General features: G+C 70.9%; 21 protein-coding genes and 1 rRNA gene. 9 read left to right on the top strand and 13 right to left on the bottom strand.

Features of this window, described 5'->3' with window-relative positions; genetic code table 11:
• Positions 1-25: 25 nt before the first annotated feature.
• Complete coding sequence (locus tag F6A08_RS17275) at positions 26-637, bottom strand: PadR family transcriptional regulator (protein WP_026049694.1); 612 nt, start codon at positions 635-637, stop codon at positions 26-28.
• 191 nt (positions 638-828) lie between these two features.
• Here F6A08_RS17275 and F6A08_RS17730 point away from each other — a divergent pair, with 191 nt between their 5' ends.
• The 3 genes from F6A08_RS17730 (at position 829) to F6A08_RS17295 (ending at position 3,237) form a co-directional block, all read left to right on the top strand.
• Positions 829-2,460 (top strand): glycosyltransferase family 2 protein, encoded by a 1,632-nt coding sequence (locus F6A08_RS17730; protein WP_192576811.1) that lies wholly within the window; start codon positions 829-831, stop codon positions 2,458-2,460.
• A gap of 85 nt (positions 2,461-2,545) precedes the next feature.
• Positions 2,546-3,034, top strand: a complete 489-nt coding sequence (locus tag F6A08_RS17290; RefSeq protein ID WP_017201992.1) for a DUF2975 domain-containing protein — start codon at positions 2,546-2,548, stop codon at positions 3,032-3,034.
• Entirely contained in the window at positions 3,034-3,237 is a 204-nt protein-coding gene (locus F6A08_RS17295) for a helix-turn-helix domain-containing protein (RefSeq protein ID WP_017201993.1), read from the top strand. Before F6A08_RS17290 ends, F6A08_RS17295 begins: the two co-directional genes overlap by 1 nt.
• Before the next feature lie 15 nt (positions 3,238-3,252).
• Here the strand turns inward: F6A08_RS17295 and F6A08_RS17300 are convergent, their stop codons facing one another.
• The 7 genes from F6A08_RS17300 to F6A08_RS17330 all read right to left on the bottom strand — a co-directional run bounded on the left by F6A08_RS17300 (position 3,253) and on the right by F6A08_RS17330 (position 10,109).
• Positions 3,253-4,587, bottom strand: coding sequence for an HNH endonuclease signature motif containing protein (locus tag F6A08_RS17300; RefSeq protein WP_151460114.1), 1,335 nt, complete (start codon positions 4,585-4,587; stop codon positions 3,253-3,255).
• A gap of 99 nt (positions 4,588-4,686) precedes the next feature.
• Positions 4,687-5,556 (bottom strand): 3-methyl-2-oxobutanoate hydroxymethyltransferase, encoded by an 870-nt coding sequence (gene panB / locus F6A08_RS17305; protein ID WP_151460115.1) that lies wholly within the window; start codon positions 5,554-5,556, stop codon positions 4,687-4,689.
• 52 nt (positions 5,557-5,608) lie between these two features.
• Positions 5,609-6,475, bottom strand: coding sequence for a pantoate--beta-alanine ligase (gene panC / locus F6A08_RS17310; protein ID WP_151460116.1), 867 nt, complete (start codon positions 6,473-6,475; stop codon positions 5,609-5,611).
• Complete coding sequence (locus F6A08_RS17315) at positions 6,472-7,251, bottom strand: DUF2520 domain-containing protein (RefSeq protein ID WP_151460117.1); 780 nt, start codon at positions 7,249-7,251, stop codon at positions 6,472-6,474. Before F6A08_RS17315 ends, panC begins: the two co-directional genes overlap by 4 nt.
• A 216-nt stretch (positions 7,252-7,467) precedes the next feature.
• Entirely contained in the window at positions 7,468-8,886 is a 1,419-nt protein-coding gene (locus F6A08_RS17320; RefSeq protein WP_151460118.1) for an MFS transporter, read from the bottom strand.
• 102 nt (positions 8,887-8,988) lie between these two features.
• Positions 8,989-9,555 (bottom strand): TetR/AcrR family transcriptional regulator, encoded by a 567-nt coding sequence (locus F6A08_RS17325; RefSeq protein ID WP_151460119.1) that lies wholly within the window; start codon positions 9,553-9,555, stop codon positions 8,989-8,991.
• Between the two features lie 251 nt (positions 9,556-9,806).
• The gene (locus tag F6A08_RS17330; protein ID WP_017202000.1) at positions 9,807-10,109 is read right to left on the bottom strand and encodes an ArsR/SmtB family transcription factor; all 303 of its coding nucleotides are present in this window, start codon (positions 10,107-10,109) and stop codon (positions 9,807-9,809) included.
• 82 nt (positions 10,110-10,191) lie between these two features.
• On the opposite strand from F6A08_RS17330, the gene F6A08_RS17335 reads away from it, so the two are divergent.
• A complete protein-coding gene (locus F6A08_RS17335) occupies positions 10,192-11,454 on the top strand; it encodes an MFS transporter (RefSeq protein ID WP_151460120.1) in 1,263 nt (420 codons plus the stop codon).
• A gap of 15 nt (positions 11,455-11,469) precedes the next feature.
• Here F6A08_RS17335 and F6A08_RS17340 read toward each other — a convergent pair whose 3' ends face one another.
• The gene (locus F6A08_RS17340; RefSeq protein WP_124894606.1) at positions 11,470-12,474 is read right to left on the bottom strand and encodes a LacI family DNA-binding transcriptional regulator; all 1,005 of its coding nucleotides are present in this window, start codon (positions 12,472-12,474) and stop codon (positions 11,470-11,472) included.
• A gap of 148 nt (positions 12,475-12,622) precedes the next feature.
• Between F6A08_RS17340 and F6A08_RS17345 the strand changes: the two genes are divergently transcribed.
• From F6A08_RS17345 to F6A08_RS17360, 4 genes are read left to right on the top strand one after another with little or no spacing between them, the layout of a single operon-like run.
• A complete protein-coding gene (locus F6A08_RS17345) occupies positions 12,623-13,873 on the top strand; it encodes a sugar ABC transporter substrate-binding protein (RefSeq protein ID WP_151460121.1) in 1,251 nt (416 codons plus the stop codon).
• Positions 13,874-13,875: 2 nt separating this feature from the next.
• Positions 13,876-14,973, top strand: a complete 1,098-nt coding sequence (locus F6A08_RS17350; protein WP_151460122.1) for a carbohydrate ABC transporter permease — start codon at positions 13,876-13,878, stop codon at positions 14,971-14,973.
• Positions 14,970-15,812 carry a carbohydrate ABC transporter permease gene (locus F6A08_RS17355; RefSeq protein ID WP_124894603.1) on the top strand — a complete coding sequence of 281 codons (843 nt, stop codon included), beginning with the start codon at positions 14,970-14,972 and terminating at the stop codon, positions 15,810-15,812. Before F6A08_RS17350 ends, F6A08_RS17355 begins: the two co-directional genes overlap by 4 nt.
• Complete coding sequence (locus F6A08_RS17360) at positions 15,809-17,674, top strand: glycogen debranching N-terminal domain-containing protein (RefSeq protein ID WP_151460123.1); 1,866 nt, start codon at positions 15,809-15,811, stop codon at positions 17,672-17,674. Before F6A08_RS17355 ends, F6A08_RS17360 begins: the two co-directional genes overlap by 4 nt.
• A gap of 30 nt (positions 17,675-17,704) precedes the next feature.
• Here F6A08_RS17360 and hutI read toward each other — a convergent pair whose 3' ends face one another.
• The 3 genes from hutI to hutH are packed head-to-tail and all read right to left on the bottom strand — an operon-like array spanning position 17,705 to position 22,088.
• Positions 17,705-18,868 (bottom strand): imidazolonepropionase, encoded by a 1,164-nt coding sequence (hutI, locus tag F6A08_RS17365; RefSeq protein WP_151460124.1) that lies wholly within the window; start codon positions 18,866-18,868, stop codon positions 17,705-17,707.
• Positions 18,869-18,880: 12 nt separating this feature from the next.
• Positions 18,881-20,554 (bottom strand): urocanate hydratase, encoded by a 1,674-nt coding sequence (gene hutU, locus F6A08_RS17370; protein ID WP_151460125.1) that lies wholly within the window; start codon positions 20,552-20,554, stop codon positions 18,881-18,883.
• Positions 20,547-22,088 (bottom strand): histidine ammonia-lyase, encoded by a 1,542-nt coding sequence (gene hutH, locus F6A08_RS17375; protein WP_151460126.1) that lies wholly within the window; start codon positions 22,086-22,088, stop codon positions 20,547-20,549. The genes hutU and hutH overlap by 8 nt, the downstream gene beginning before the upstream one ends.
• 58 nt (positions 22,089-22,146) lie before the next feature.
• Here hutH and F6A08_RS17380 point away from each other — a divergent pair, with 58 nt between their 5' ends.
• Positions 22,147-22,938, top strand: coding sequence for an IclR family transcriptional regulator (locus tag F6A08_RS17380; RefSeq protein ID WP_420846047.1), 792 nt, complete (start codon positions 22,147-22,149; stop codon positions 22,936-22,938).
• A 59-nt stretch (positions 22,939-22,997) separates the two neighbouring features.
• On the opposite strand, the gene rrf is transcribed toward F6A08_RS17380, so the two are convergent.
• A 5S ribosomal RNA gene (rrf, locus tag F6A08_RS17385) occupies positions 22,998-23,095 on the bottom strand; the annotation flags it as partial.

Here is a 23,095-nt window from a genome sequence, read left to right on the forward strand (position 1 = left end):
CCCCACCCGATGCCGCACTGCGCGGTCAGTCCTGCGCGAGGATCGAGTACAGCCTACGGCGGGCCTCGTCGAGCACCTCGATGGTCTGCTGCACCTGCTCGGGCGAACCGCTGCGTCCTACCTGCGCGGCTGCGGCGGCGAGGTCGACCCCGGCCTTGGGCAGTGCGCTGAAGCGAGCGTTGTCGCGGTTGCCGTCCTTGCTCGCGGGCTCCCACGGCGCGCGGGTCTCCGTGGCCTCGGCGGCCACGTCTCGGCCGGCCTCGGTGAGCGAGTAGGTCTTCCGACCGTTCTGCTCCTCGGCCTCGATCAGGCCCTCATCGGCGAGCAGCTGCAGCGTGGGGTACACCGAGCCGGCGCTGGGCTTCCAGGTGCCGCCGCTGCGCTCGGCGATCTCGTTGATGATCTGGTAGCCGTGCATCGGACGCTCGGCGAGGAGCGAGAGCACGGCCGTGCGGACGTCGCCGCGCGCCATGCGAGAACCGCCGGACGGACGGGACTCGAACGACTTGCGGAGCTGGTCCATCGCCTCGAAGAGCGCGCCGGCCGGGCCGTTGGGTCCGCCGAAGCCGTGTCCGAAGAGACCGCCGCCGGTGCTGCCGTCTCCGCCGAACGGGTTGGACGGGAATGCGTTGCTCATGATGACCTCCCAGTCGTGAACGATAGTCAACGATATATCGTTCAGCCTGGATGTGGGGTGGGAGTTTCGGGTGGGAGCGTTCCTGTGCATACCGTCCAGCGCGCCGCAAGCCTGGTGCGCCGTCCAGGAAGGGATGCTTGGCTGATCAGCAGGCATGGCGGGGTTCGAGAGCAGTGGGGGAGAGAGCAGTGATGAGCAGCACGACCGGAGAAGGCACGATCGGGGACGGCACCGGCGGAGAGCCGACGGGGAGCGTCAGGGTCAGCGTCGTGGTGCCCGTGTTCCAGCCGAAGGCGTCGTTCGACGAGCTGATCACCTCGCTCGACGCGCAGACGCTGGACCGGGACGCCTTCGAGGTCCTGCTGTGCGATGACGGATCCGGCCCGGAGACCGCCGAGCGACTCGCCGAGGCCGCTCGCACCCGACCGAACATCCGGGTGCTGTCACTGCCCCATTCGGGCTGGCCCGGCACTCCGCGCAACCGCGGCGTCGAGGCCGCCCGCGGAACGTACGTGCAGTTCGTCGACCAGGACGACCGGCTGTTCCCGCGCGCCCTGGAGAAGCTGTGCGACTACGCGGACCAGAACGGCTCGGACGTCGTGGTCGGCAAGGAGGTCGGGATCGGCCGGAAGCTGCCCGCCCGCATCTTCCGCCGCGACATCCCGCACGCGGTGCTCGGACAGGATCCGCTCCTGGAGATGCTGACGCCGCACAAGATGTTCCGCACGGCGTTCCTGCGCGAGCACGGCATCCGTTTCCCGGAGGGCAAGGTGCGCCTCGAGGACCACCTTTTCGTCATGCAGGCGTACTTCGCCGCCGAGACGATCTCGATCCTGGCGAGCGAGCCCTGCTACGCGTGGGTGAAGCAGCCGGGCAGCGCGAGCTCGGCGCGCATCGAGCCGGAGTCGTACTTCCCGCACCTGGAGACCGTGCTCGATGTGGTCGAGGCGAACACCGAGCCTGGTCGCGTGCGCGACCGACTGCTGCGGCACTGGTTCCGAGGCAAGATCCTCAACCGGATCGCCGGACGGCGGATGGTGAAGTACCCGGCGGAGTACCGCGAGCGGCTGCTGGATGTGGTGGTGCCGCTGGTGCAGCGGCGGTTCGGCCCCGGCGTCGACGCCGGCCTCTCCTTCCCGCAGCGCATCCGCGCCGGCCTGCTGCGAGCGGACCGCCGGGAGGACCTCGTGCGGCTGGCGGAGTTCGAGGCCGGGATGGAGTGCACCGCCACGGTGACGGCGGCCCGCTGGTCGCGCGGCGGCGGACTCCACCTCACGGTGCGCGTCCGGATCACGCGGGACGGCGAAGAGGCCCTGGTCTTCGAGAAGGCGGGGTCGACGGAGCGGCTCGTGTCGCTGCCGCTGACCTCGCTGGACGGTTTGCTGGATGGGCTCCTGATCGTCGGCAAGGAGACCAGGAACGACCGGATCGGACTCGCCGCGCAGGCCGCGTCGGATGCCGGAGCGGCACCGGCGACCGAGTCGGAACCCGAGCGCCGCCTCGCCGACAAGCGACCGAAGAACCTCACGGCCATCCCGCTCGCCGTCGACCCGGTGAAGGTCTTCGGCGACGGCAAGGCCAGGTCGGCGGCGCTGGCGGTGACGGTCCGGCGCGCGGGGTGGAACCTCACGGCGCCGCTCACGGCTGCACCGGGGGCGCTGGAGAAGGCCGGTCGCTCGCCGCTGCTCGCCGGTCGGCGCTGCGAGCTGGCCGTCGACGCCGACGGAACGGTGCAGCTGCGCCGCGAGTGGCCGGGCGGCGCCTGGCGGGATGCCGTCGCGCGGACGGCTCGCCGCGTGCGGTCTCGGCTGCGCCGGGGGTAACGGTCTCTCATCGCTTCCGATTGCCGGATCGAACGATTAACGATAGATTCTCGTTGTCATTCGATGGTTTTCGGGAGGTGGCGACGTGGCGAAGACGACGATCGCGGTGCTGCGGGTCGTGATCGCTCTGGCCCTGGTCGGCTCGGTGGCGGTGCAGGCGCTGATCCTGCCGCTGCTGTGGCTCGATCTGGCCGAGGGCGAGTTGTGGGGGCGCCTCCTGGTCGTGTCGATCATCGGGCTCGGCGTGGCGACGATGCAGGTGTTCGGCGTGTGCGTGTGGATCCTGTTGACGAAGGTGCGCCGCGGCTCAATCTTCTCGGAGTCGTCGTTCCGGCCCGTCGATGTGATCATCGGCGCGATCCTGGTGGCCGCGGCGCTCACGTGGATCCTCGCCGCCGTCCTCGCGCCGGGGTCGATCGCCCCGGGCGTGGTGGCTCTCATCGGCGGCGCCGGCGTGGTGCTGGCCGGGATGGCACTGCTGGTGGTCGTGATGAAGGCGCTGCTGCGCCAGGCGATCGCGCGCGACGTGGAGGCGCGGTCGCTGCGCTCCGAGCTCGACGACGAGGTGATCTGATGCCGGTGGTGGTCGACATCGATGTGATGATGGCGCGGCGGAAGATCGGCGTCGGGGAGCTTGCCGAGCGGATCGGCATCACTCCGACCAATCTCGCCGTGCTCAAGAACGGCCGCGCGAAGGCGGTGCGCTTCACCACCCTGGACGCCCTGTGTCAGGCGCTGGACTGCCAGCCGGGTGACCTGCTGCGCTGGGAGCCCTAGCCGCGCCGATCGTCGCTATGCCGCGATGTCGAACCGTGCGCGTCCGCCGAGCCGCGGAGTTCGATCCGGATCGACGGCGCGGGGCGGGATGAACCACGGCCGACCGCTCACCCCCGAACCCTCGATGACGATCTCCCAGTCGTTGTCGTGGATGCGATGGTGGCAGGTCTCGCAGAGCAGGATGCCGTTCGACAGGTCGGTCGGCCCTCGATCCCGCTGCCACCAACGGATGTGATGAGCCCTGGTCATCTCGGGCGGGAGTCCGCACATGGCGCAGCCACCGTCGCGCTCGGCGAGAGCCAGACGCTGCGCTCGCGTGAACAGTCGCTTCTCCCTGCCCCAGTCGAGGATCTCGCTGGCACCACCGAGAACCCAGGGGATCACGCCGCCGCTGGCCGCCATCCGCCGCGCCGCCCCGATGTCGACCACCTGGTCGAGTCCGTCGATCGTCGCGGAGCCCGGCCCGGACTGAAGATCCTCCAGCCCCACCCGGACCACCACGGTCGCACCCGCGAGCGGAACCCGATCGCCGCGGCAGCCGAGCACGTGAGCACAGAAGACGGAGAGGGCGTCGGCCTGGACCATGGCGACGGTGCGACGGTCCGCGTCGGGCGCGCCGGGGAAGGGCGCGTCGGAGCGGGCGGCGAATGCGGCGGAGACATAGCCGCGGATCGCGGTGACGACAGGGGCCGCCGTCTCGGGGTCGAGCTGGGCGTGCAGATGCACCATGCCGCCGCGCTCGAAGATCCGCAGAGAACGGCGTGCGCGCTGCTCATCGGCGCGCGGCTCGACGCCGTCCGGATCGAGCCAGGCCTCCGCGCGGACGACGAGCTTGCGCACGGCATCGAGCTCGAGCCCCTCGGCCGCAGCGACCAGCAGCCGCTCGGCCTCGGCGATGCGCTCGGCTCCCGCGGCGATACGGCAGCGATCGAGAAGTGCGATGAGGAGGGCCGCCGCCTGCGCGCCCAGAGCGCCGGAGCCGAGAGCTTCTCGGATGAGCGGGTATCGAGCCGGAAGCCGCGAGCCGATCAGGTCGCTTCTCGGGGCAGTCGCCTCTCCGACCTTCACCAGCCGCTGGGCCTCGCCGGTGGAGATTCCGGTGGCGGCCGCGATGAGCTTCGCCGCCGTGCGGAAGCCGCGTTGCTTCGCCAGGCTCTCGGCGCCGAGCTCGGGGCGCGACTCGCGCGCGATGCCTGCCGCCACGTCGACGTGCACGGAATCCAGGCGCCGCTGCAGCAGACCGATCGCCTCGACGACCGTGATGAGCTGCTCACGCGAGAGGTCACCGGCGTCGTCGGCGTCAGCCCAGGCCTCGTCGAGGCGAGACATCGCCTCGTGCAACCCGGACATTTTCGACATGCTTCATTTTATCTCGGATCGCCTCGAGTTTCGAAGCTTTGTTCGAACGCATGCCGGCATTCCGCAATCCCCCTCACCCGAGCGGAGGCGTCAGCGCGCGGCCAGCAGCTCCTGCAGCCGTGCGGCCTCGCCCTCGGCCATCGCATAGCCGTGCTCGGCAGCCGGGTAGACGCCGCCGCGGACCTCCGCCGCGTAGGCCTCGACCCCGGCGACGGCCGCCGTGCGCAGCTCGGCATAGCGCTTCACGAACCGAGCGGCTCCCCCGTCGTACAGACCGAGCAGGTCGTGGAACACGAGCACCTGGCCGTCGGCATCCGCTCCCGCTCCGATCCCGATCACCGGGATCTCCAGCAGCGCGACGACGGCCGCGGTGACCTCGGAGGGCACGGCTTCCACGACGAGCAGCGAACACCCCGCCTCCTGCAGCGCCACAGCGTCGTCGATCACGGCGAGCGCGGCTTCGGCGGTGCGTCCCTGGGCGCGGTATCCGCCGAGCGCCGTGGCCGTCTGCGGGGTGAGCCCGACGTGTCCGACCACCGGGATGCCCGCCTGGACGAGTGCCCGCGCACGCTCGACGGTGGTGCCGCCGCGCTCGATCTTCACCAGGTCGCAGCCCGCCTCTTTGACGAAGCGCAGGGCGGTCGCGATCGCGAGCTCGTCCGAGGCCTCGTACGACCCGAAGGGCAGGTCTCCGACGAGCAGCGGCGTCGTGAGACCGCGGCGCACGGCCTTCGTCAGCATGAGCATCTCGTCCACCGCGACGGGTACCGTGCTGTCGTAGCCGAGCACGGTCATCGCGGCCGAATCGCCGACCAGCACGATGTCGACGCCCGCCGCCTCGACGATCTGCGCGCCGGGGTGGTCGTACGCGGTGACCATCACGATGGGTTCTCTGCCGGCCTTCTTCGCGACGAGACCCGCCAGCGTGACCCGAGCGCGCGGGGCGGCGTGCGCGCTCATGGGCGCACTCCCGTGATGCGGCGGAGGTTCGCGCTCCTCGGGGTGGTGCACATCATTCGGCGCCCTTCGCATCGGAGACGGTCAGCAGGTGGTTGTCGATCAGCCGAGCGCCGCCGACCCGGGCGGCGACCGCGAGCAGTGCATCGCGCTCCACCGTCGTGACGTCCCGCAAGGTCTCGGCGTCGCGAAGCTCGAGGTATTCGGGGGCTATCCCGGCGTGGTCGAGCACGCGCCGCGCGGCGGAGAGGATGGCCTCCGCGTCGCGCTCCCCGGTGGCGAACACCGCCTCGCCCGCGTCGAGGGCGCGGTTCAGGGCCGTCGCCCTGGCGCGCGAGGCGCGGTCGAGGTAGACGTTCCGCGAGCTCATGGCGAGTCCGTCCGCCTCGCGCACGATCGGGCACGGGACGATCCGGACGTCGAGGTCGAGGTCGCGCACGACGCGGCGGACGACCAGGACCTGCTGCGCATCCTTCCGGCCGAAGTACGCCGCATCCGGTCGCACGATCCCGAAGAGCTTCGTGACCACGGTGGCGACGCCGTCGAAGTGATGCGGCCCGCGGCTCGCGCCGTCGAGCACGTCCGTGAGCTCCGCCACGTGGATGGTGGTGGCGAAGCCGTCGGGGTAGATCTCCGCGACATCGGGGGCGAAGAGGATGTCGACGCCCGCGGCCTCGGCCAGCGCGGCATCGCGGGCCTCGTCACGCGGATAGGAGCCGAGGTCCTCGTTCGCACCGAACTGCGTCGGGTTGACGAACAGCGATACCACGACGAGGTCGGAGTCCGCGCGGGCCGTCCGCATGAGCGAGAGGTGCCCGTCGTGGAAGGCGCCCATCGTGGGCACCAGCCCGACGGTGCGGTCGTCTCGCCGGGCGGCACGGACGGCGGCTCGGACGTCGGCGATCGTGCGCAGGATCCTCATGCGGCTCCCTCTTCCGCGTCCGCGGCCCTGGCCGGCTCCGCGGGCGCGGCGGCGAGGCTCCGCGTCGCGGTGACGAGCTCGTCGAAGAGCGGACGGAGGGTCGGAGCGTCCTCGTCGATCGCCGCGCCCTGTCGCGTGACCGTGCGCGCATCGCCTCGGGCGATCGGACCGGTGAGCGCAGCCCGTGCCCCGGTGGCGACCCAGTTGTCGACCGTGCGGTGGACCAGGGGCGCCAGGATCCGTCGGGCGTCGCCGGCTCGGAGCCCCGCCGAGGACGCGAGTTCCTCCGCGGCGTCCAGCAGCGTCAGCACGAAGTTGGAGGCGAAGGACGCCGCCGCGTGATAGCTCGCACGGTGCGCCTCGTCGACTGCGAACGGACGGGCTCCGAGAGCGAGCGCGAGCTGTTCCGCGACGGCGAGCGCGTCCGGCGTGCGCCCGGCGATCGCGGCACCGATCCCGTGGAAGGCGTCGGACGACTCGGCGCCCGTGAACGTCTGCAGCGGGTGCAGGCTGAAGTCGGCATCGCCCAACTGCGTGGCGCCGGAGACATGACCGACCAGTCGCACATGCGGGCGAGCGGCGGATGCGGCCTCCGGGATCTCGGCGTCCGGCACGCAGAGCAGCGCGACGTCGACCTCGGGGATCCTCGCGCCACGCCCGAAGGGGCCGTGCACCGCGAACCCGGCGTCCGACAGCGCCCGGGCGAGCACGACGCCGAGCCGGCCTCCGCCGAGGACGGCGAGGGTGGCGGTGGGGGCGAGCAGTGCGGTCTGCATGGGTTTCCCGGGCTCCTTCGGTGGCGTCTCGGGTGTCAGCAGTATCCGCCGGGAAGTGCGCCACCGCCAAATCGCAGAGCAGATAGCACCGAGAAAGTCACGATCTGCTTGGCATTCTGCAGGTATCAGCGACCAATAAACGTGCTGATTGCTCTCAGTGAGGCAGCACCATACCCCGGAGCGCGAACCACGCTCCGGGGTATGGTGCGGGCCCCGTCAGCCGCGGCGCCAGACCGCGACGGTCGCCGCACCCAGCAGCGCCAGGCCGGCCGCGCCGATGAACAGCCACGAGAACCCGCCGGTCATCGCGTCGGCCGCGGAGGCGCCGCTCGCCGTGAGCGCCGCGGTGCGCAGCCCGGCCACCGTGCCGAGGACCGCGAGTCCCACCGCTCCTCCGATCTGCTGGCTCGTGTTGATCAGGCCGCCCGCGAGGCCCGCTTCTCCCCCGGCGACGCCGTCGACCGCGAGCTGGGTGGTCGCGACGACGGCGCCGCCCAGCCCGATCCCGATGAGGACGGTCGGACCCAGCAGCTGGGTCAGGAACGCCGCGTCGGACGGCGCGGCGGCGAGCCACAGCAGGCCGACGGCGAGGACGAGGAGCGATCCGATCAGGACGGGACGGGTGCCGAGGCGTGCGATGAGGGCAGGAGCTCCGCCGGCGACCAGCACCAGCACACCGGCGAGGGGCAGCTGCGTGAGCCCGGCCGTGAGCGCGTCGTAGCCGAGCACGGCCTGCATGAAGACGGACAGGGCGAAGAAGAGGGCGACCATCGCCGCGCCGCCCAGCAGCATGACGACGTTGCCGAGCGCGAGGTTGCGGTTGCGGAACACCGACAGCGGGACGAGCGGTTCGACGGCACGACGCTCCACCGCGATGAAGACGGCACCGAGGACGAGCGCCGCCGCGAACAGCACGAGCGGGAGCGGGTGCAGGAACCCGAGCTGCTCCACAGCGCTGAGGGCTCCGACGAGCGCGACCAGCGCTGCCGTCACGGTCACCGCGCCCGCCGCATCCAGTCGGCCGGGAGTCCGCGCGCCGTCGCGGGTGACGAGCAGCGGGATCGCGATCAGCACGAGCGCGCCGACCGGGACGTTCACGAAGAACACGGACTGCCAGCCCAGGGTCGCGGTGAGCACCCCGCCGAGCAGCACGCCCGCGGCCGAGCCGATCCCGGCCACGGCGCCCCAGACGCCGAGCGCGGTGGTGCGCTCCCTGTCATCCGGGAAGAGGTGGGTCAGCAGGGCGAGAGCGGCCGGGGCGAGGAGCGCGGCGGAGACGCCCTGCAGTGCGCGAGCGCCGAGCAGCATCTCGCTCGAGACGGAGAACCCGGCGAGGGCGGAGGCGGCGACGAAACCCGCCGTTCCGAAGAGGAACACCCGGCGGTGCCCGTAGCGATCGGCGAGCCGCCCGCCGAGGAGGAGCAGTCCGCCGAACGCGAGCACGTACGCCGTAATCACCCAGGCGAGCGCGGCGGTGTCCATGCCGAGCTGCCGACCGAGGACGGGGAGGGCGATGTTCACGATCGAGGCGTCGAGCACGACGAGGAACTGCGCGAGGGCGAGGACGCCGAGAGCCAGCCAGCGATGTGTGCTGCGCGGTGCCGTCGCGGCAGTCGGGATGGTCAGAGTGGTCATGGGGTACTCCCGTTCTGGATGAGGGACATCGGATGGTGTTATGAGTGATTACTCACTCACTCTGATGGACAGCAAAAGACGGGACAGCACCCGGGGCGCGAATCAGTCCGGGTGCGTGATCCCCTTGGTCAATGCGGCGACCCACTCCTCGGGCCGCCCGTCGAGCTGGGTCGTGACGATCAGGTGGCACAGCTGCCCGTAGGCGATGAAGCGCTGCACGGCGTCGTCCGCGGCATGCGAACGGCTCTGCGCGAAGGTGGCCACCCGGCCGAGTCCGACGCGCAGCGCCTCGCCGATCGCGGGGATCTCTGCGACGGACTGCGCGTGCACCTGCAGCATGAGCAGCTTCCGGTCGGCGATGAGATGCGCGTAGGCGTCGCCCATCGCGTCGAGGATGCCGTCGGGCGACGGATCGACCGCAGCCTCTGCGCCCTCTTCGAGCGCCACGAGGATCGCGTCGAAGCAGGCCTCGAGCGCGGCGACGAACAGCGCCTCCTTGCCCGCGTAGAGCTTGAAGACGTACGCCGGGGAGATCTTCGCCTCGCGTGCCACGTCGGCGACGGTCGTTCCGTGGTACCCGCCGCGCGCGAAGGCCGCCACCGCGGCCGAAGCGACCAAGGGCCGCCGCGCATCGGCAGTGGAGAGGATCGAACTGCGAGTGGTGGACATATGAGTGACTGTACACTCACTCATTCCTTTCGGCAAGCTCTCCCCCTTCTCGGGTCTCTCAGCCCGCACCTTTCCTGGGTCGCTGAGCTTGTCGAAGCGCAGCACCCTGGGTCGCTGGCCCTCCCCTACCCTGGGTCGCTGAGCTTGTCGAAGCGCCGTACCCTGGGTCGCTGGCCCTCCCGTACCCTGGGTCGCTGAGCCTGTCGAAGCGCCCTACCCTTGGGTCGCTGAGCTTGTCGAAGCGCCCGGCGTCAGCGCAGGACCGAGTCCAGCAGACCGGGAAAGAGGGCGTCGAGGTCGTCGCGGCGGAGTGTCAGCATCCGTCGACGCCCGTTGGGCTCGTTGCGGATGACGCCGGCTTCGCGCAGGACCTTCATGAAGTGCGACTTGGTCGATTTCGGGAGGTTCGGGTCGGTGGCGTGGCACGAGGCCATGTCGAGGGGACCGTCGGCGAGCTGGCGGGTGATGGCGAGGCGTTCCGGGTCGCTGAGGGCGAAGAGCACGTCCGTGAGCTGGATCTCGGAGCGCTCCGGGTGAGGAAGATCGCCAGGCATGGTTCGATAATAGTTGAACAATAAGTGGATGGCGAGTACGCTCCGATAGTTCGATGATTCTCGAACCTTACGAGGAGCAGCCATGACCCCCACTCAGCCGATCGTCGCCCCGCCTGTCCCCACCGCGTCCGCGCCGGTTCGCTCATCGTCCCGCTCCGGTACCGCGCCACGGACCGCAGGCCGCTCGCGCCTGGGCTTCCCCCTCGCAGTGGCGGCGCAGATCCTGATGGCGGCCGGGGCGAGCGCACCGTCGCCGTTCTACCCGGTCCTCGCGCACGACATCGGCTTCGACGCGATCGTCATCAGCGCGGTGTTCGCGGTCTACGCCGGCTCACTGCTGCTGACGCTCCTCACCGCCGGCTCGCTGTCCGACCACATCGGCCGCCGCCCGGTCGTGGTCGCCGGGTTCGTGCTGCTGGCGGGGAGCATGCTGCTGTTCTGGCACGCGGATGCCGTCGCCGTGCTGTTCCTCGCCCGCATCCTGCAGGGTGTCGCCAGCGGGCTGCTCCTCTCCGCCCTCTCCGCCACGGCCCTCGACTTCGCGCCGGGCGGTCGGGCGGGGGTCGCCGCCCTGTGGAACGCCCTCAGCCCGGGCATCGGTCTCGCGCTCGGAGCACTGGTCTCGGCCGTGATGCTCGACCTCAGCGGCGAGGCGCTGCTGGATGTGTTCGCGCCCCTGAGCACGGTCTACCTCGTGATCGCGGTGCTGTTCCTGGGGGTGCCGGAGACCGCGCCGCGCAAGGCAGGGGCCTGGGCGTCGCTGAGCTTCCGGCTGACGATCCCGTCCGCGATCCGGTCCGACTTCTGGCGCGGAGCTCCGGCCGTGATCGCGGGGTGGGCGACGGGCGGGCTGTTCCTGTCGCTCGGGGCCACGATCGTGCGGGGTGAGCTCGGGGGTGAGGCGCACGTCTGGCAGGGGCTCGGCGTCGTCCTGCTCGCGGGAGTCGGGGCGGTCACCGCGTTCACCCTCCGGAAGATCGCGGCCCGGTCGATGGTGCTGTTCGGCACGGCGGCGCTCGCGGTCGGCACCCTGCTGTCGCTGATCGCCTTGAGCGTCACGTCCCTGCCGTTCTACCTCGCTGCCGCCGCCGTGACCGGCATGGGCTTCGGGACGGCCTTCTCCGGGGTGGTCGCGTCCCTCGCGCCGAAGATCCCCGCGACCGAGCGGGCCGACACCTTCGCCGCGATCTACCTGCTGTCGTACCTGGCGTTCGGGGTGCCGGCCGTGATCGCCGGGGCGCTCGTCGGGGCGGTCGGGCTCGAGGCCGTGTGCGTCGGGTACGGGGTCGTGGTGATCGCCCTCGCCGGTATCGCGTTCGCGCTGCGTCTGCGCCGGGCGGCATAGCAGCCGCAGAGCGCCTCAGCGGACGATCAGCTCCGGCGTGATCAGCGCATGCGCGGAGCCGGCCTGCAGGCTGCGCGGGGCGACGATCTCCCCCGTCGGGCCCATCAGGAGCTCGAGGATCGCCGTCGCCACATCCTCCGGGCGCTGCTCGACGCTCGAGAAGCCCAGAGCCTCGGCCGTGGGGGTGTTGTCGAACCCGATCACCGGCAGCGTGAGCCCCGCAGCGGCCACGGCCAGCAGGGCGCCGACGGCGAGCGAGTCACTGGCGCACACGAGGGCATCGGGCACCTGCCCTGCGGCGAGCGCGGCGTCCAGACAGGCTCGAGCGTGGGGGACGCCCTCCTCCGCGGTCAGCCGCTCCCCCGGGGCGTCGGCCGCAGCCATCGCCTCCCGCCAGCCGCGCTCGCGGTCGTCGCCGGTCCCCGACCCCGTCGGCCACCCGAGGAACGAGACCCGGCGCCCGAGGGTCAGCGCGTGTTCCGTCGCGGCGCGTGTTCCCGCGGCGCCGTCGACGTCGACCCAGAGGTGGCGCGGATCGGCGATGTCGTCTTCCCCCCACGGCCGGCCGAACGAGATGAAGGGCAGCCCGTCCTGGTCGAGGCTGCGCACGCGCGGGTCGTCGCGCGAGGTGCCGGTGATGATCGCGGCGTCGATCTCGGACCCCTCCCACAGCTCCGACAGCCGCTGGATCTCCTCTTCCCGCGTGCGTGCGGCATAGACGAGCATCCGCATGCCGCGCTCGCTCGCCCGCTCGGTGACGGCATGCACGAAGCGGTCGAGCACGACGCCGGAGATGCCGCCGACGTACGGATCGAGGCGGATGCCGATGGTCGAGCTGCGGCGCAGTCGCAGACGCCGAGCGGCGGCGTGACGCCGATAGCCGAGATCGTGGATCGCGGAGAGGACGCGCTCCCTGGTCGCCGGGCGGACGATGTCCGGGGTGTTGAGCACGTTCGAGACCGTCTGCCGCGAGACGCCCGCGCGCTCGGCGACGTCTTCGACGGTGGGCGCCTTCGCCATCGCACCTCCTCGTTCACGCCCGGGTTGACACTTCCCGCGACTGCCGCCTAGCCTATTCCACACGGAGTTTGATCGTTCAAATTTCTGTGTCGATCCCGACGAGCCTTCCCGGGCGCCGATCGCAGTGACTCATCAAAGGAGAGAGACCATGACACGGCATACCACTCGCGCAGTCTTCGGAACCGGGGCGGTGCTGCTCGCCGGCGCGCTCGTCCTCACCGGCTGCGGGTCCGGCTTCGCGGGCGACGACCAGAAGGACGATGCGGAGGGACTCACGTCCTCGGACGACGCTCTGACGCTGCTCATCGGCTCCTCGGGCGATGCCGAGACGGCCGCCGTCCAGTCCGCCGTCGACGACTGGTCGGCGGAGTCGGGAACGGACGTGAAGGTGCAGGTCGCGAGCAACCTCGACCAGGAGCTGTCGCAGGGTTTCGCTGCGGGCGAGCCCGCCGACCTGTTCTACCTGTCCGCCGACCAGGCGTCCGGCTACGCGAGCAACGGCTCGCTGCAGGCCTACGGCGACCAGCTGTCGAACAAGGACGACTTCTACCCGTCGCTCGTCGAGAACTTCACGGTCGACGACACGTTCATCTGCGCGCCGAAGGACTTCTCCACGCTCGCGCTCGTCATCAACTCCCGGATGTGGGCCGAGGCCGGACTCACCGACGCGGACCTCCCCCAGAGCTGGGACGACCTCGCCACCGTCGCGCAGAAGCTCACGACCCCCGAGCACGTCGGCCTGGCCTTCGGCGCCGAGTACCAGCGCGTCGGCGTCTTCATGGCGGAGGCCGGTGGCGGCCTCGTCCAGGACGGCAAGGCGATCGCCGACGACCCGGCCAACGTCGAGGCGCTCGACTACGTGAAGGCGCATCTCGCCGACGGCACGTTCGCCTACGCGAAGGATGTCGGAGCCGGCTGGGGCGGCGAGGCGCTCGGCAAGGAGTCCGCGGCGATGGTGATCGAGGGCAACTGGATCACCGGAGCGCTGTCGAACGACTACAGCAGCCTCGAGTACACCGTCGCCGAGCTCCCCGAGGGTCCCGGCGGCAAGGGCACGCTGCAGTTCACCAACTGCTGGGGCATGGCCGCCGACAGCCCGAACCAGCAGGCCGCGCTCGACCTGGTCGAGTACCTGACCAGCGCCGACAGCCAGCTCGCGTTCTCGGAGGCGTTCGGGCCGATGCCGTCCATCAAGTCCGCCGCTTCTGACTGGACCGCGGCGAACGAGACCCTGAAGCCGTTCCTCGCCGGCGCGGAGTACGCGCAGTTCCCGCCGAACCAGGCCGGATCCGCGGATGTCATCGCCGACTTCAACTCGCAGCTCGAGTCGCTCAAGACGGCCGACCCGAAGACGATCCTCGACTCGGTGCAGTCGAACCTCGAAGCGGTCGTCGAGTAACCATGGCGGTCAAGGCAGCGCCTCGCCGCGGTGGGGCCTCCGGGCTCCGTCGCGGCGAGGCGGCAGCCGGCTGGCTGTTCACCGCGCCGGTGATCGCGATCCTCGGCGTGTTCCTCCTCATCCCCGTCCTGATGGCGCTCTGGGTGAGCGTGTCGGACTGGGCCGGCCGCGGCAGCCCCCTGTCCGGCTCCGTCTCCTTCGTCGGGGCGGACAACTTCGCCGCCGTGCTCGGCGACGGCGGCCTCGCGACGAAGGACTTCGGCACCGCGCTGCGCAACAACGCCTGGTACGTGCTGCTCGTCGTGCCGCTGCAGACCGCACTCGCCCTCTTCCTCGCCGTGCTGGTGAACCGTGCGATGCTCCGGGGGCGCGGGTTCTTCCGCACCGCCTACTACTTCCCGTCCGTGACCAGCACCGTCGCGATCACCGTGCTGTGGACGTTCCTGTTCACGGCGAGCGGCGCCGTGAACGACGTGCTCTCCTGGTTCGGCATCAACGGTCCCAACTGGTTCAACGATCCGCGGGGCATCCTGCACCTCGCCCTCGGCACGATCGGCGTCGACACCGGTCCCGCCTCCCTGACCGAGGGCGGCGCGCTCGGCGTGTCCTGGTGGGAGTGGCTCGCCGGCCCCTCGGTCGCCATGAGCGCCTACATCCTGATGGCCGTCTTCACGACCTCCGGCACGTTCATGCTCATCTTCCTGGCCGGGTTGCAGAACCTCGGCGCCGACGTGGACGAAGCCGCCATGATGGACGGCGCGAACGGGTGGCAGCGCTTCTGGCGCATCACGCTCCCCCAACTGCGCCCGACACTGTTCACCGTGCTCACGCTGGGCCTGATCGGCTGCTGGCAGGTCTTCGACCAGATCTACACGGGCACCAGAGGGGCGCCGAGCAAGACCACGCTCACCCCCGCCTACCTGTCGTACCAGACGGCCTTCCAGAACCAGGAGTGGGGTCAGGGTGCAGCCATCGCCTTCATCCTGTTCGTCATCATCGTCGTCTTCACGCTGCTGCAGCGGTGGGTCCTGCGCGACCGGCCGGTCTCGAAGCGCCGCATCCGCGCGTACGAGTCGCCGTCGAAGGGAGCATCGTCATGAGGCGACTCTCCGCGAAGCAGCTGACCTGGCAGATCGTGCTCTACGCCCTGCTGATCGTCCTGGCGGTCATCTACATCTACCCGTTCCTGATCCAGGTCGCGACGAGCTTCAAGACCGATGAGGATGCGGCGACGAGCGGCATCACGCTCATCCCCGAGGTGTGGACGTTCGCGGCGTACGAGCGCCTGTTCCGCAACTCCGACTTCCCGTCGTGGTTCGTGAACAGCGCGATCGTGACGATCTTCGTCACCCTCGGCCGGGTGTTCTTCAACTCGCTCGCCGGATACGCCCTCGCCCGCCTCCGCTTCCGCGGGCGCGGCGTGGTCTTCGCGGCACTGATCGCGGTGATGTCGGTGCCGACCGTGGTGCTGCTCATCCCCAAGTTCCTCGTCATCAACCAGCTCGGCATCTTCAACTCCTATGCCGGGATGATCCTGCCGCTGCTCGTCGACGCGGCCGGCGTGTTCATCATGAAGAACTTCTTCGAGTCGATCCCGGAGTCCGTGGAGGAGCAGGCCCGGATCGACGGCGCCGGCACGTTCCGGATCTTCTGGTCCGTGGTGCTGCCGATGGCGACACCCGCGCTCGTGACGATCATCATCCTGTCGTTCCAGGGGTCCTGGAACGAGCTCAGCCACTTCATCGTGTCGACCAACGACCCCGCACTGACCACGCTCACCAAGGGCGTCGCCTCTCTCGCGAGCGGACAGCTCAGCCAGGGCACGCAGTACCCGCTCAAGCTGGCGGCCGCGCTCATCATGACGATCCCCGTCGCCGTGATGTTCTTCGTCTTCCAGCGCCGCATCATGAACTCCACCGAAGGAGCCGTCAAGGAATGACTCCCACCCCACCCCTGCAGCCGTTGCTGGACGACGCCGTGATCATGCTGGAAGCGCCGACCCAGGCGTGGTCGGACCGCGCCGGGCGCATGGGCGATGCCCCGATCCACGGCATCTACCACGGCGACGTCCGGCACATCCGGAGCATCGAGATCGCGGTCGACGGTACAGCGCTCGAGTCCATCGGCTGCTCCTCACCCGTGCCGCAGCAGACGGTCCTGACGGATCTGCTGCGCGGGCTCGACGACGCATCCGCCGACCCGAAGGTGCGGATGGACCGCGATCGCCGGGTCGCCGCCGGGTCGTTCTCGGAGCGGATCCGTGTCGCCTCGCACCTCGGCACCGCGACCGCGGTGGTGGTGACCGTGCGCGTCGTCCCGGACTTCGCCCCGATGCAGCAGGTCAAGGCGGGATCGGCCGCGAGCGCGGCGTGGAGCTGGGACGGATCCGTCTGCCGTGCGGGGGATGCCTCCTTCACGCTCGCGGCTCCCGAGGCCGCGGTCACGCGCGACGGCGATGCGCTCGTGCTGCGGTGGGAGGCGACCGTGCCGCCGAGAGGGTCCGTCGTCGCGGACTGGTCGCTCGCCCTGGACGATCCCGCCCTGGTCGTCACCGCCGCTCGCCCGTCGCGCATGGTGCCGGCACCGTCGTCCGGCGACCCGCGAGCAGCACGCTGGATGGACCAGGCCGCGGCCGACCTCTCCGCCCTCCGGCTCGCACTGCCCGCCGACCCGGACGATGCGTTCTACGCCGCGGGCGCCCCGTGGTTCTTCACGCTCTTCGGACGCGACTCGCTCTGGGCCGCGCGCCTCGCCCTCGCCGTCGACCCCGACATGGCGGCGTCCACCCTGAGGGTGCTGGCCCGCCTCCAGGGCACGACCCACGACGCGTCGACGGCGGAGGCGCCGGGCAAAATCCCGCACGAGCTGCGCAGCGGCACGCTCTCCCTGCCCAATGAGGGCGTGCACCTGCCGCCGCTGTACTACGGCACGGTGGACGCGACGCCGCTGTGGATCTGTCTGCTCGCGGATGCGCGTGACGCCGGGATGCCGCTGTCGGAGGTGCGCGCACTGCTTCCGGCCCTTCGCGCCGCCCTCACCTGGATGACCGTGCACGGCGACGCCTCGGGCAGCGGCTTCATCGACTACAAGGACGAGTCGGGACACGGACTCGCGAACCAGGGCTGGAAGGACTCGGGCGACTCGATCCAGTGGCGGGACGGACGCCTGGCCGAGGGGCCGATCGCCCTCAGTGAGGTGCAGGGCTACGCCTACGAAGCGGCGACCCGCGGGGCCGAGCTGCTCGACGCGCTCGGCGAATCCGGCGCCACCGAGCTGCGGGCGTGGGCGGCGGACCTGCGCGAGAGGTTCCGTGCCGCGTACTGGGTGACCACGCCGGAGGGCCGTTACCCCGCGATCGCCTTGGATGCGCACGGCGCACCGGTCGACACCCTCACCAGCAACATCGGGCACCTGATCGGCACCGGCATCCTCGATCCCGACGAGGAGCGGGCGTGCGCTGCGCTGCTGACCGCGCCGAGCATGTCGAGCGGCTACGGCATCCGCACCATGTCGACGGATGCCGCGGGCTACTGGCCGCTGAGCTATCACGGCGGCAGCGTGTGGGCGCATGACACGGCCATCGCCGCGCACGGGATGCTGCGCGCCAGCCTCGACGCCGAGGCGCGGGTCGTCGCGCAGCAGCTGCTCGACCTGGCGGAGGGGTTCGACTATCGCGTGCCGGAGCTGCATTCCGGTGATGCGTGGGTGCCGGGCGGCGCCCCCATCCCGTACCCTGCCGCGTGCCGGCCGCAGGCGTGGTCGGCTGCGGCCGCGGTCGTCGTCGCCCAGGCGCTCGGATGACCGGGGCGATCGGCTGAGCGCCCGCGAGCCTCAGCGGATCTCGCGTCCGTCCTTCCAGACGGTGTCGACGAGGGGAACGCCCGGTCGGTAGGCGAGGTGGATGCGGGTCGGCGCCTTCAGCAGCACGAGGTCGGCTCTGGCGCCGGGCGCGATCACGCCGACGTCGTCGCGGCGCAGTGCCTTCGCCCCGCCCGCCGTCGCCGCCCAGACGGCCTCGGCCGGGGTCATCCCCATGTCGCGCACGGCCACGGCGATGCAGAACGGCATCGACGAGGTGAAGCTCGACCCCGGATTCGTGTCGCAGGCCAGGGCAACGGTCACTCCCGCGTCGATCAGGCGTCGGGCGTTCGGATACGGCTGCCGCGTCGAGAACTCGACCCCCGGCAGCAGGGTGAGCACGGTGTCGGAGCCGGCGAGCGCGTCGATGTCGGCGTCCGCCAGGTAGGTGCCGTGGTCGATAGATGCAGCGCCGAGCTCGACGGCCAGCCGCACGCCCTCTCCCGGACCGAGCTGGCTGGCGTGTACGCGGGGGGCGAGGCCGCGGGCGATGCCGGCTTCCAGCACCCGCCGCGACTGCGCGACCGTGAAGGCGCCCGTCTCGCAGAAGACATCGATCCACTTCGCGTGCGGAGCGCAGGCGTCGAGCATCGGCCCGGTCACCAGGTCGACGTACTCGTCCGGGCGGTCGGCGTACTCCGCGGGCACGACGTGTGCGCCGAGGAACGTCACTTCCGGTGTCACCTCTGCCGCCAGGCGCACGAGGCGCTCCTCGTCGGCGACGCTCAGCCCGTAGCCGCTCTTGATCTCCACGGTCGTCGTGCCCTGCGCGAGCATCTCGTCGAGGAAGCCGCGGAGGCGCGTGCGCAGCTCGTCATCGGTCGAGGCACGGGTGGCGGCGACGGTCGAGCGGATGCCACCGGCGGCGTACTTCTGCCCCGCCATGCGCGCCTCGAACTCGGCGGCGCGGTCGCCCCCGAAGACGAGGTGGCTGTGACTGTCGACGAACCCAGGAATCACGGCACGCCCCGCAGCGTCCACCACCTCGTCGGCGGCCGGAGCGTCCGCGGCGGGGCCGACCCAGGCGATCCGCTCGCCGTCGATCAGCACCGCCGCATCGGTCAGGGTCCCGGTGCGGTCATCGCGCGTGGGGACGTTGGTAGTGACCTCGGCGATGTTCGTGATGAGCGTGGACATGTCCTCACCCTCTCAGAGCATCGGCACGTTCAGGCCGCGCTCGCGGGCGACCTCGCGGGCGTGCTCGTACCCGGCGTCGACGTGGCGCATCACACCGGTGCCGGGGTCGTTCGTCAGCACGCGCTCCAGCTTCTGGGCGGCGAGGTCAGAACCGTCGGCGACCGTCACCTGGCCGGCGTGGATGGAGCGGCCGATGCCGACGCCGCCGCCGTGATGCAGCGACACCCAGGAGGCGCCGGACGCCGTGTTGAGCAGGGCGTTCAGCAGGGGCCAGTCGGCGATCGCGTCGGAGCCGTCCTTCATCGCCTCGGTCTCGCGGTACGGAGAGGCGACAGACCCGGAGTCGAGGTGATCGCGACCGATCACGATCGGAGCCGAGAGCTCACCCGAGGCGACCATCTCGTTGAACTTGAGTCCGGCGAGGTGGCGCTCCTTGTACCCGAGCCAGCAGATGCGGGCGGGCAGCCCTTCGAAGTGCACTTTCTCCCCGGCCTTCTCGAGCCAGCGGTGCAGGGCGGCGTCTTCGGGGAAGAGCTCGGCGATCGCCCGGTCGGTCTTGTAGATGTCCTCGGGGTCGCCCGAGAGCGCAGCCCAGCGGAACGGTCCCCGCCCTTCCTCGAACTGCGGGCGGATGTAGGCCGGCACGAATCCGGGGAACGCGAACGCCCGGTCGAAGCCGCCCAGCTGCGCTTCGGCGCGGATCGAGTTGCCGTAGTCGAACACCGCGGCGCCGGCATCCTGGAAAGCGACCATCGCCTCGACGTGCGCTGCCATCGATGCACGGGAGCGACGCGTGAAGTCCTCCGGGTCGCGCTCGGCCTCGGCCTTCCAGTCCGCCACCGTGGTACCGAGCGGGAGGTAGGCGAGCGGGTCGTGAGCGCTGGTCTGGTCGGTCACGATGTCGATCGGCACACCGCGGCGCAGCAGCTCGGGGAACACCTCGGCCGCGTTGCCGACGACGCCGACCGACAGAGCCTCGCCCGCATCCTTGGCAGCGACCACGCGCGCGACGGCGGCGTCGAGGTCGGTCGTGTACTCGTCGAGGTAGCGGTGCTCCACGCGGCGGGCGAGGCGCGACTCGTCGACGTCCACGATCAGCACCGCCCCGTCATTCATGGTCACGGCGAGCGGCTGGGCGCCGCCCATTCCCCCGGCACCGCCGGTGAGCGTCAGGGTGCCGCGCAGCGAGTCACGGCCGAGCGAGCGGGCCACGGCGGCGAAGGTCTCGTACGTCCCCTGCAGGATGCCCTGAGTTCCGATGTAGATCCAGGAGCCGGCGGTCATCTGCCCGTACATGATGAGCCCGAGCTCCTCGAGCTTGCGGAACTCGGGCCACGTCGCCCAGTCCCCGACCAGGTTCGAGTTGGCGATGAGCACCCGCGGTGCCCACTCGTGTGTGCGGAACACGCCGACCGGCTTGCCCGACTGCACCAGCAGCGTCTCATCCGGTTCGAGCTCGTCGAGGGTGCGCACGATCGCGTCGTACGCCTCCCAGCTGCGGGCGGCCTTGCCCGTGCCGCCGTAGACCACGAGATCTTCCGGGTGCTCGGCGACCTCGGGGTCGAGGTTGTTCATCAGCATGCGCTTGGCGGCCTCGGCGCCCCAGCTCTTCGCGGTGCGCTGGTTGCCGCGGGCGGCACGGACGACGCGCGGCTGCGTTGCTGCGTCGGTCGAAGTCTCAACCATGAGTGTGCTCCTTTGCGATGCGGGCGACGGCGCCCGACTGGACGAGGGCGGTGACGGCTTCCATGTCCGGGGACAGGAAGCGGTCGGGGCCGGGACCTGCGGCGACGGTGCGGACCAGGTCGCGCACGGCGCCGGTCGCGGGTCCCGCCTGCAACGGTGCTCGCAGGTCGAGCGCGCGGGCGCCGGTGAGGATCTCGATGGCGAGCACGCGTCCGAGCCCGTCGATCGCGCGGCGAAGCTTGCGGGCGGCGGCCCATCCCATCGAGACGTGGTCCTCCTGCATGGCGGACGAGGGGATCGAGTCGACCGAGGCGGGGACCGCGAGACGCTTGAGCTCGGAGACGATGCCGGCCGCCGCGTACTGCGCGATCATGAGACCGGAGTCGACGCCCACCTCGTCGGCGAGGAACGGCGGGAGTCCGTGGCTGCGGGCCGGGTCGAGCGCACGGTCGGTGCGGCGCTCGGAGACCGAGGCGACGTCGGCGACCGAGATGGCGAGGAAGTCGAGGACCGCGGCGACGGGAGCGCCGTGGAAGTTGCCGTTCGACTCGATGCGTCCGTCGAGCGTGATGACGGGGTTGTCGATCACGCTGGCGAGCTCGCGTCCAGCGATCAGCGTCGCGTGGGCGAGGGTGTCGCGGGCCGCGCCGTGCACCTGGGGCGAGCAGCGCAGCGAATAGGCGTCCTGCACGCGGCCGTCGTCCGGGCCCTTGTGGCTCGCGACCATGGGGGAGTCGCCGAGGAAGGCACGGAGGTTGGCCGCGGACTCGGCCTGGCCCGTCTGTGCGCGGAGCGCCATCAGGTCGGCGGCGAACACGGCATCGGTGCCGAGCTGGGACTCGACCGACATGGCCGCGGCGAGGTCGGCGGTGAGCAGGAGCGTCTCCAGGTCGTGCAGGGCGAGCACCAGCATGCCGAGCATGCCGTCGGTGCCGTTGATGAGCGCGAGCCCCTCCTTCTCCACGAGGGTGAGCGGCTCGATGCCCGCGGCGGCCAGGGCCTCGGCAGCGGGGACCAGTGCGCCGGATGCGTCACGCACGTCGCCTTCGCCCATCGCGGCCAGGGCGATGTGCGCGAGAGGGGCGAGGTCACCCGAACAGCCGAGCGATCCGTACTCGCGCACGACGGGGGTGATGCCCTCGTTGAGCAGGGCGGCGTAGGTCTCGACCACGACCGGGCGCACGCCGGTGCGTCCGGAGGCGAGGGTCTGCAGGCGGAGCAGCTGGAGGCCGCGGACGACCTCGCGCTCGACCTCGGCGCCGGTGCCAGCGGCGTGCGAGCGGATCAGGCTGGCCTGCAGCTGCAGGCGACGGTCAGGGGCGATGAAGGTGGTCGCCAGCGCGCCGAATCCGGTCGAGACACCGTAGTGCGGGTTCGGGTCGGCGGCGAGGCCGTCGACCACACGCCGTGTCTCGGCGACGCGGGTGAGAGCTTCGGCGTCGAGCTGCACGGGGGCATCGTGACGGACGACGGCGACGACATCGGCGGGCGACAGCGGAGCCGCTCCGACCAGCACGGGTGCGAGTTCGGTCATGGTTCGATTCCACACCCGAGGTGTCGCCAGCGGCACCCGATCATGCGATGCTGTGTCTGTGATCCCAGACAAGCGGGAACGATCGACGGAACCAGGGGCGCCTGCCGCTCAGGTGCCCGCCGCGGAGAACACGCTGCGCATCCTGAGCTATCTCGCCGCGCGGCCTGCGCCGGTGGCGGCGTCGGCGATCGCGCGCGAGCTCGAGCTGCCGCGGTCGACGGTGTACCACCTGCTCACCACGCTCGCCGCGCACGGGTTCGTGCTGCATCTGCGGGAGGAGCGACGGTGGGGGCTGGGCACCTCGGCCTTCGAGCTCGCCGGCGGGTACACGCGGCAGCAGCCGTTGGCGCGAAGAGGGCGCCCCCTGGTGGCTGCGCTGTCGGACCGCTTGGGAGAGAGCGCGCACCTGGCCGTGATGAGCGGGGGAGACGTGCTGTACGTCGTGGAGGAACGCGCGCCGCGACGGCCGGCGCTGGTGACGGATGTGGGAGTGCGGCTTCCCGCGCACCTCACGGCTTCGGGGCGGGCCATGCTCGCGGCGCTGCCGCGGGAGCAGGTGCGGGCCCTCTACCCGGATGTCTCGGCGTTCCCCGACCGCACCGGGTTGGGGCCGCAGACGCCACGGGAGCTGCGGGAGCTGCTGCGGGACGTGCGGGCTCGCGGGTATGCCACGGAGAACAGCGAGATCGCGGAAGGGCTGCGCAGCGTGGGAGCAGCGGTGCTCGATGCTGCGGGGTGGCCCGTAGCGGCGGTCGCGGTGACGTGGGGCCGCGCGGATCTGGACGAGGAGCTGCTTGCCGCCGCGGTCCAGGAGTGCGCGGCCATGCTCGAGGCCCGCTTGAAGCGGTGAGCATGCGCGTTAACGCAAGAAAGCCACCCAGCATTGGGTGGCTTTCTTGTTTAAAAGGAGTCCGGCGGTGTCCTACTCTCCCACAGGGTCCCCCCTGCAGTACCATCGGCGCTGTGAGGCTTAGCTTCCGGGTTCGGAATGTAACCGGGCGTTTCCC

Source organism: Microbacterium algeriense (assembly GCF_008868005.1).
In the GTDB taxonomy this organism is placed as follows: Bacteria; Actinomycetota; Actinomycetes; order Actinomycetales; family Microbacteriaceae; genus Microbacterium; species Microbacterium algeriense.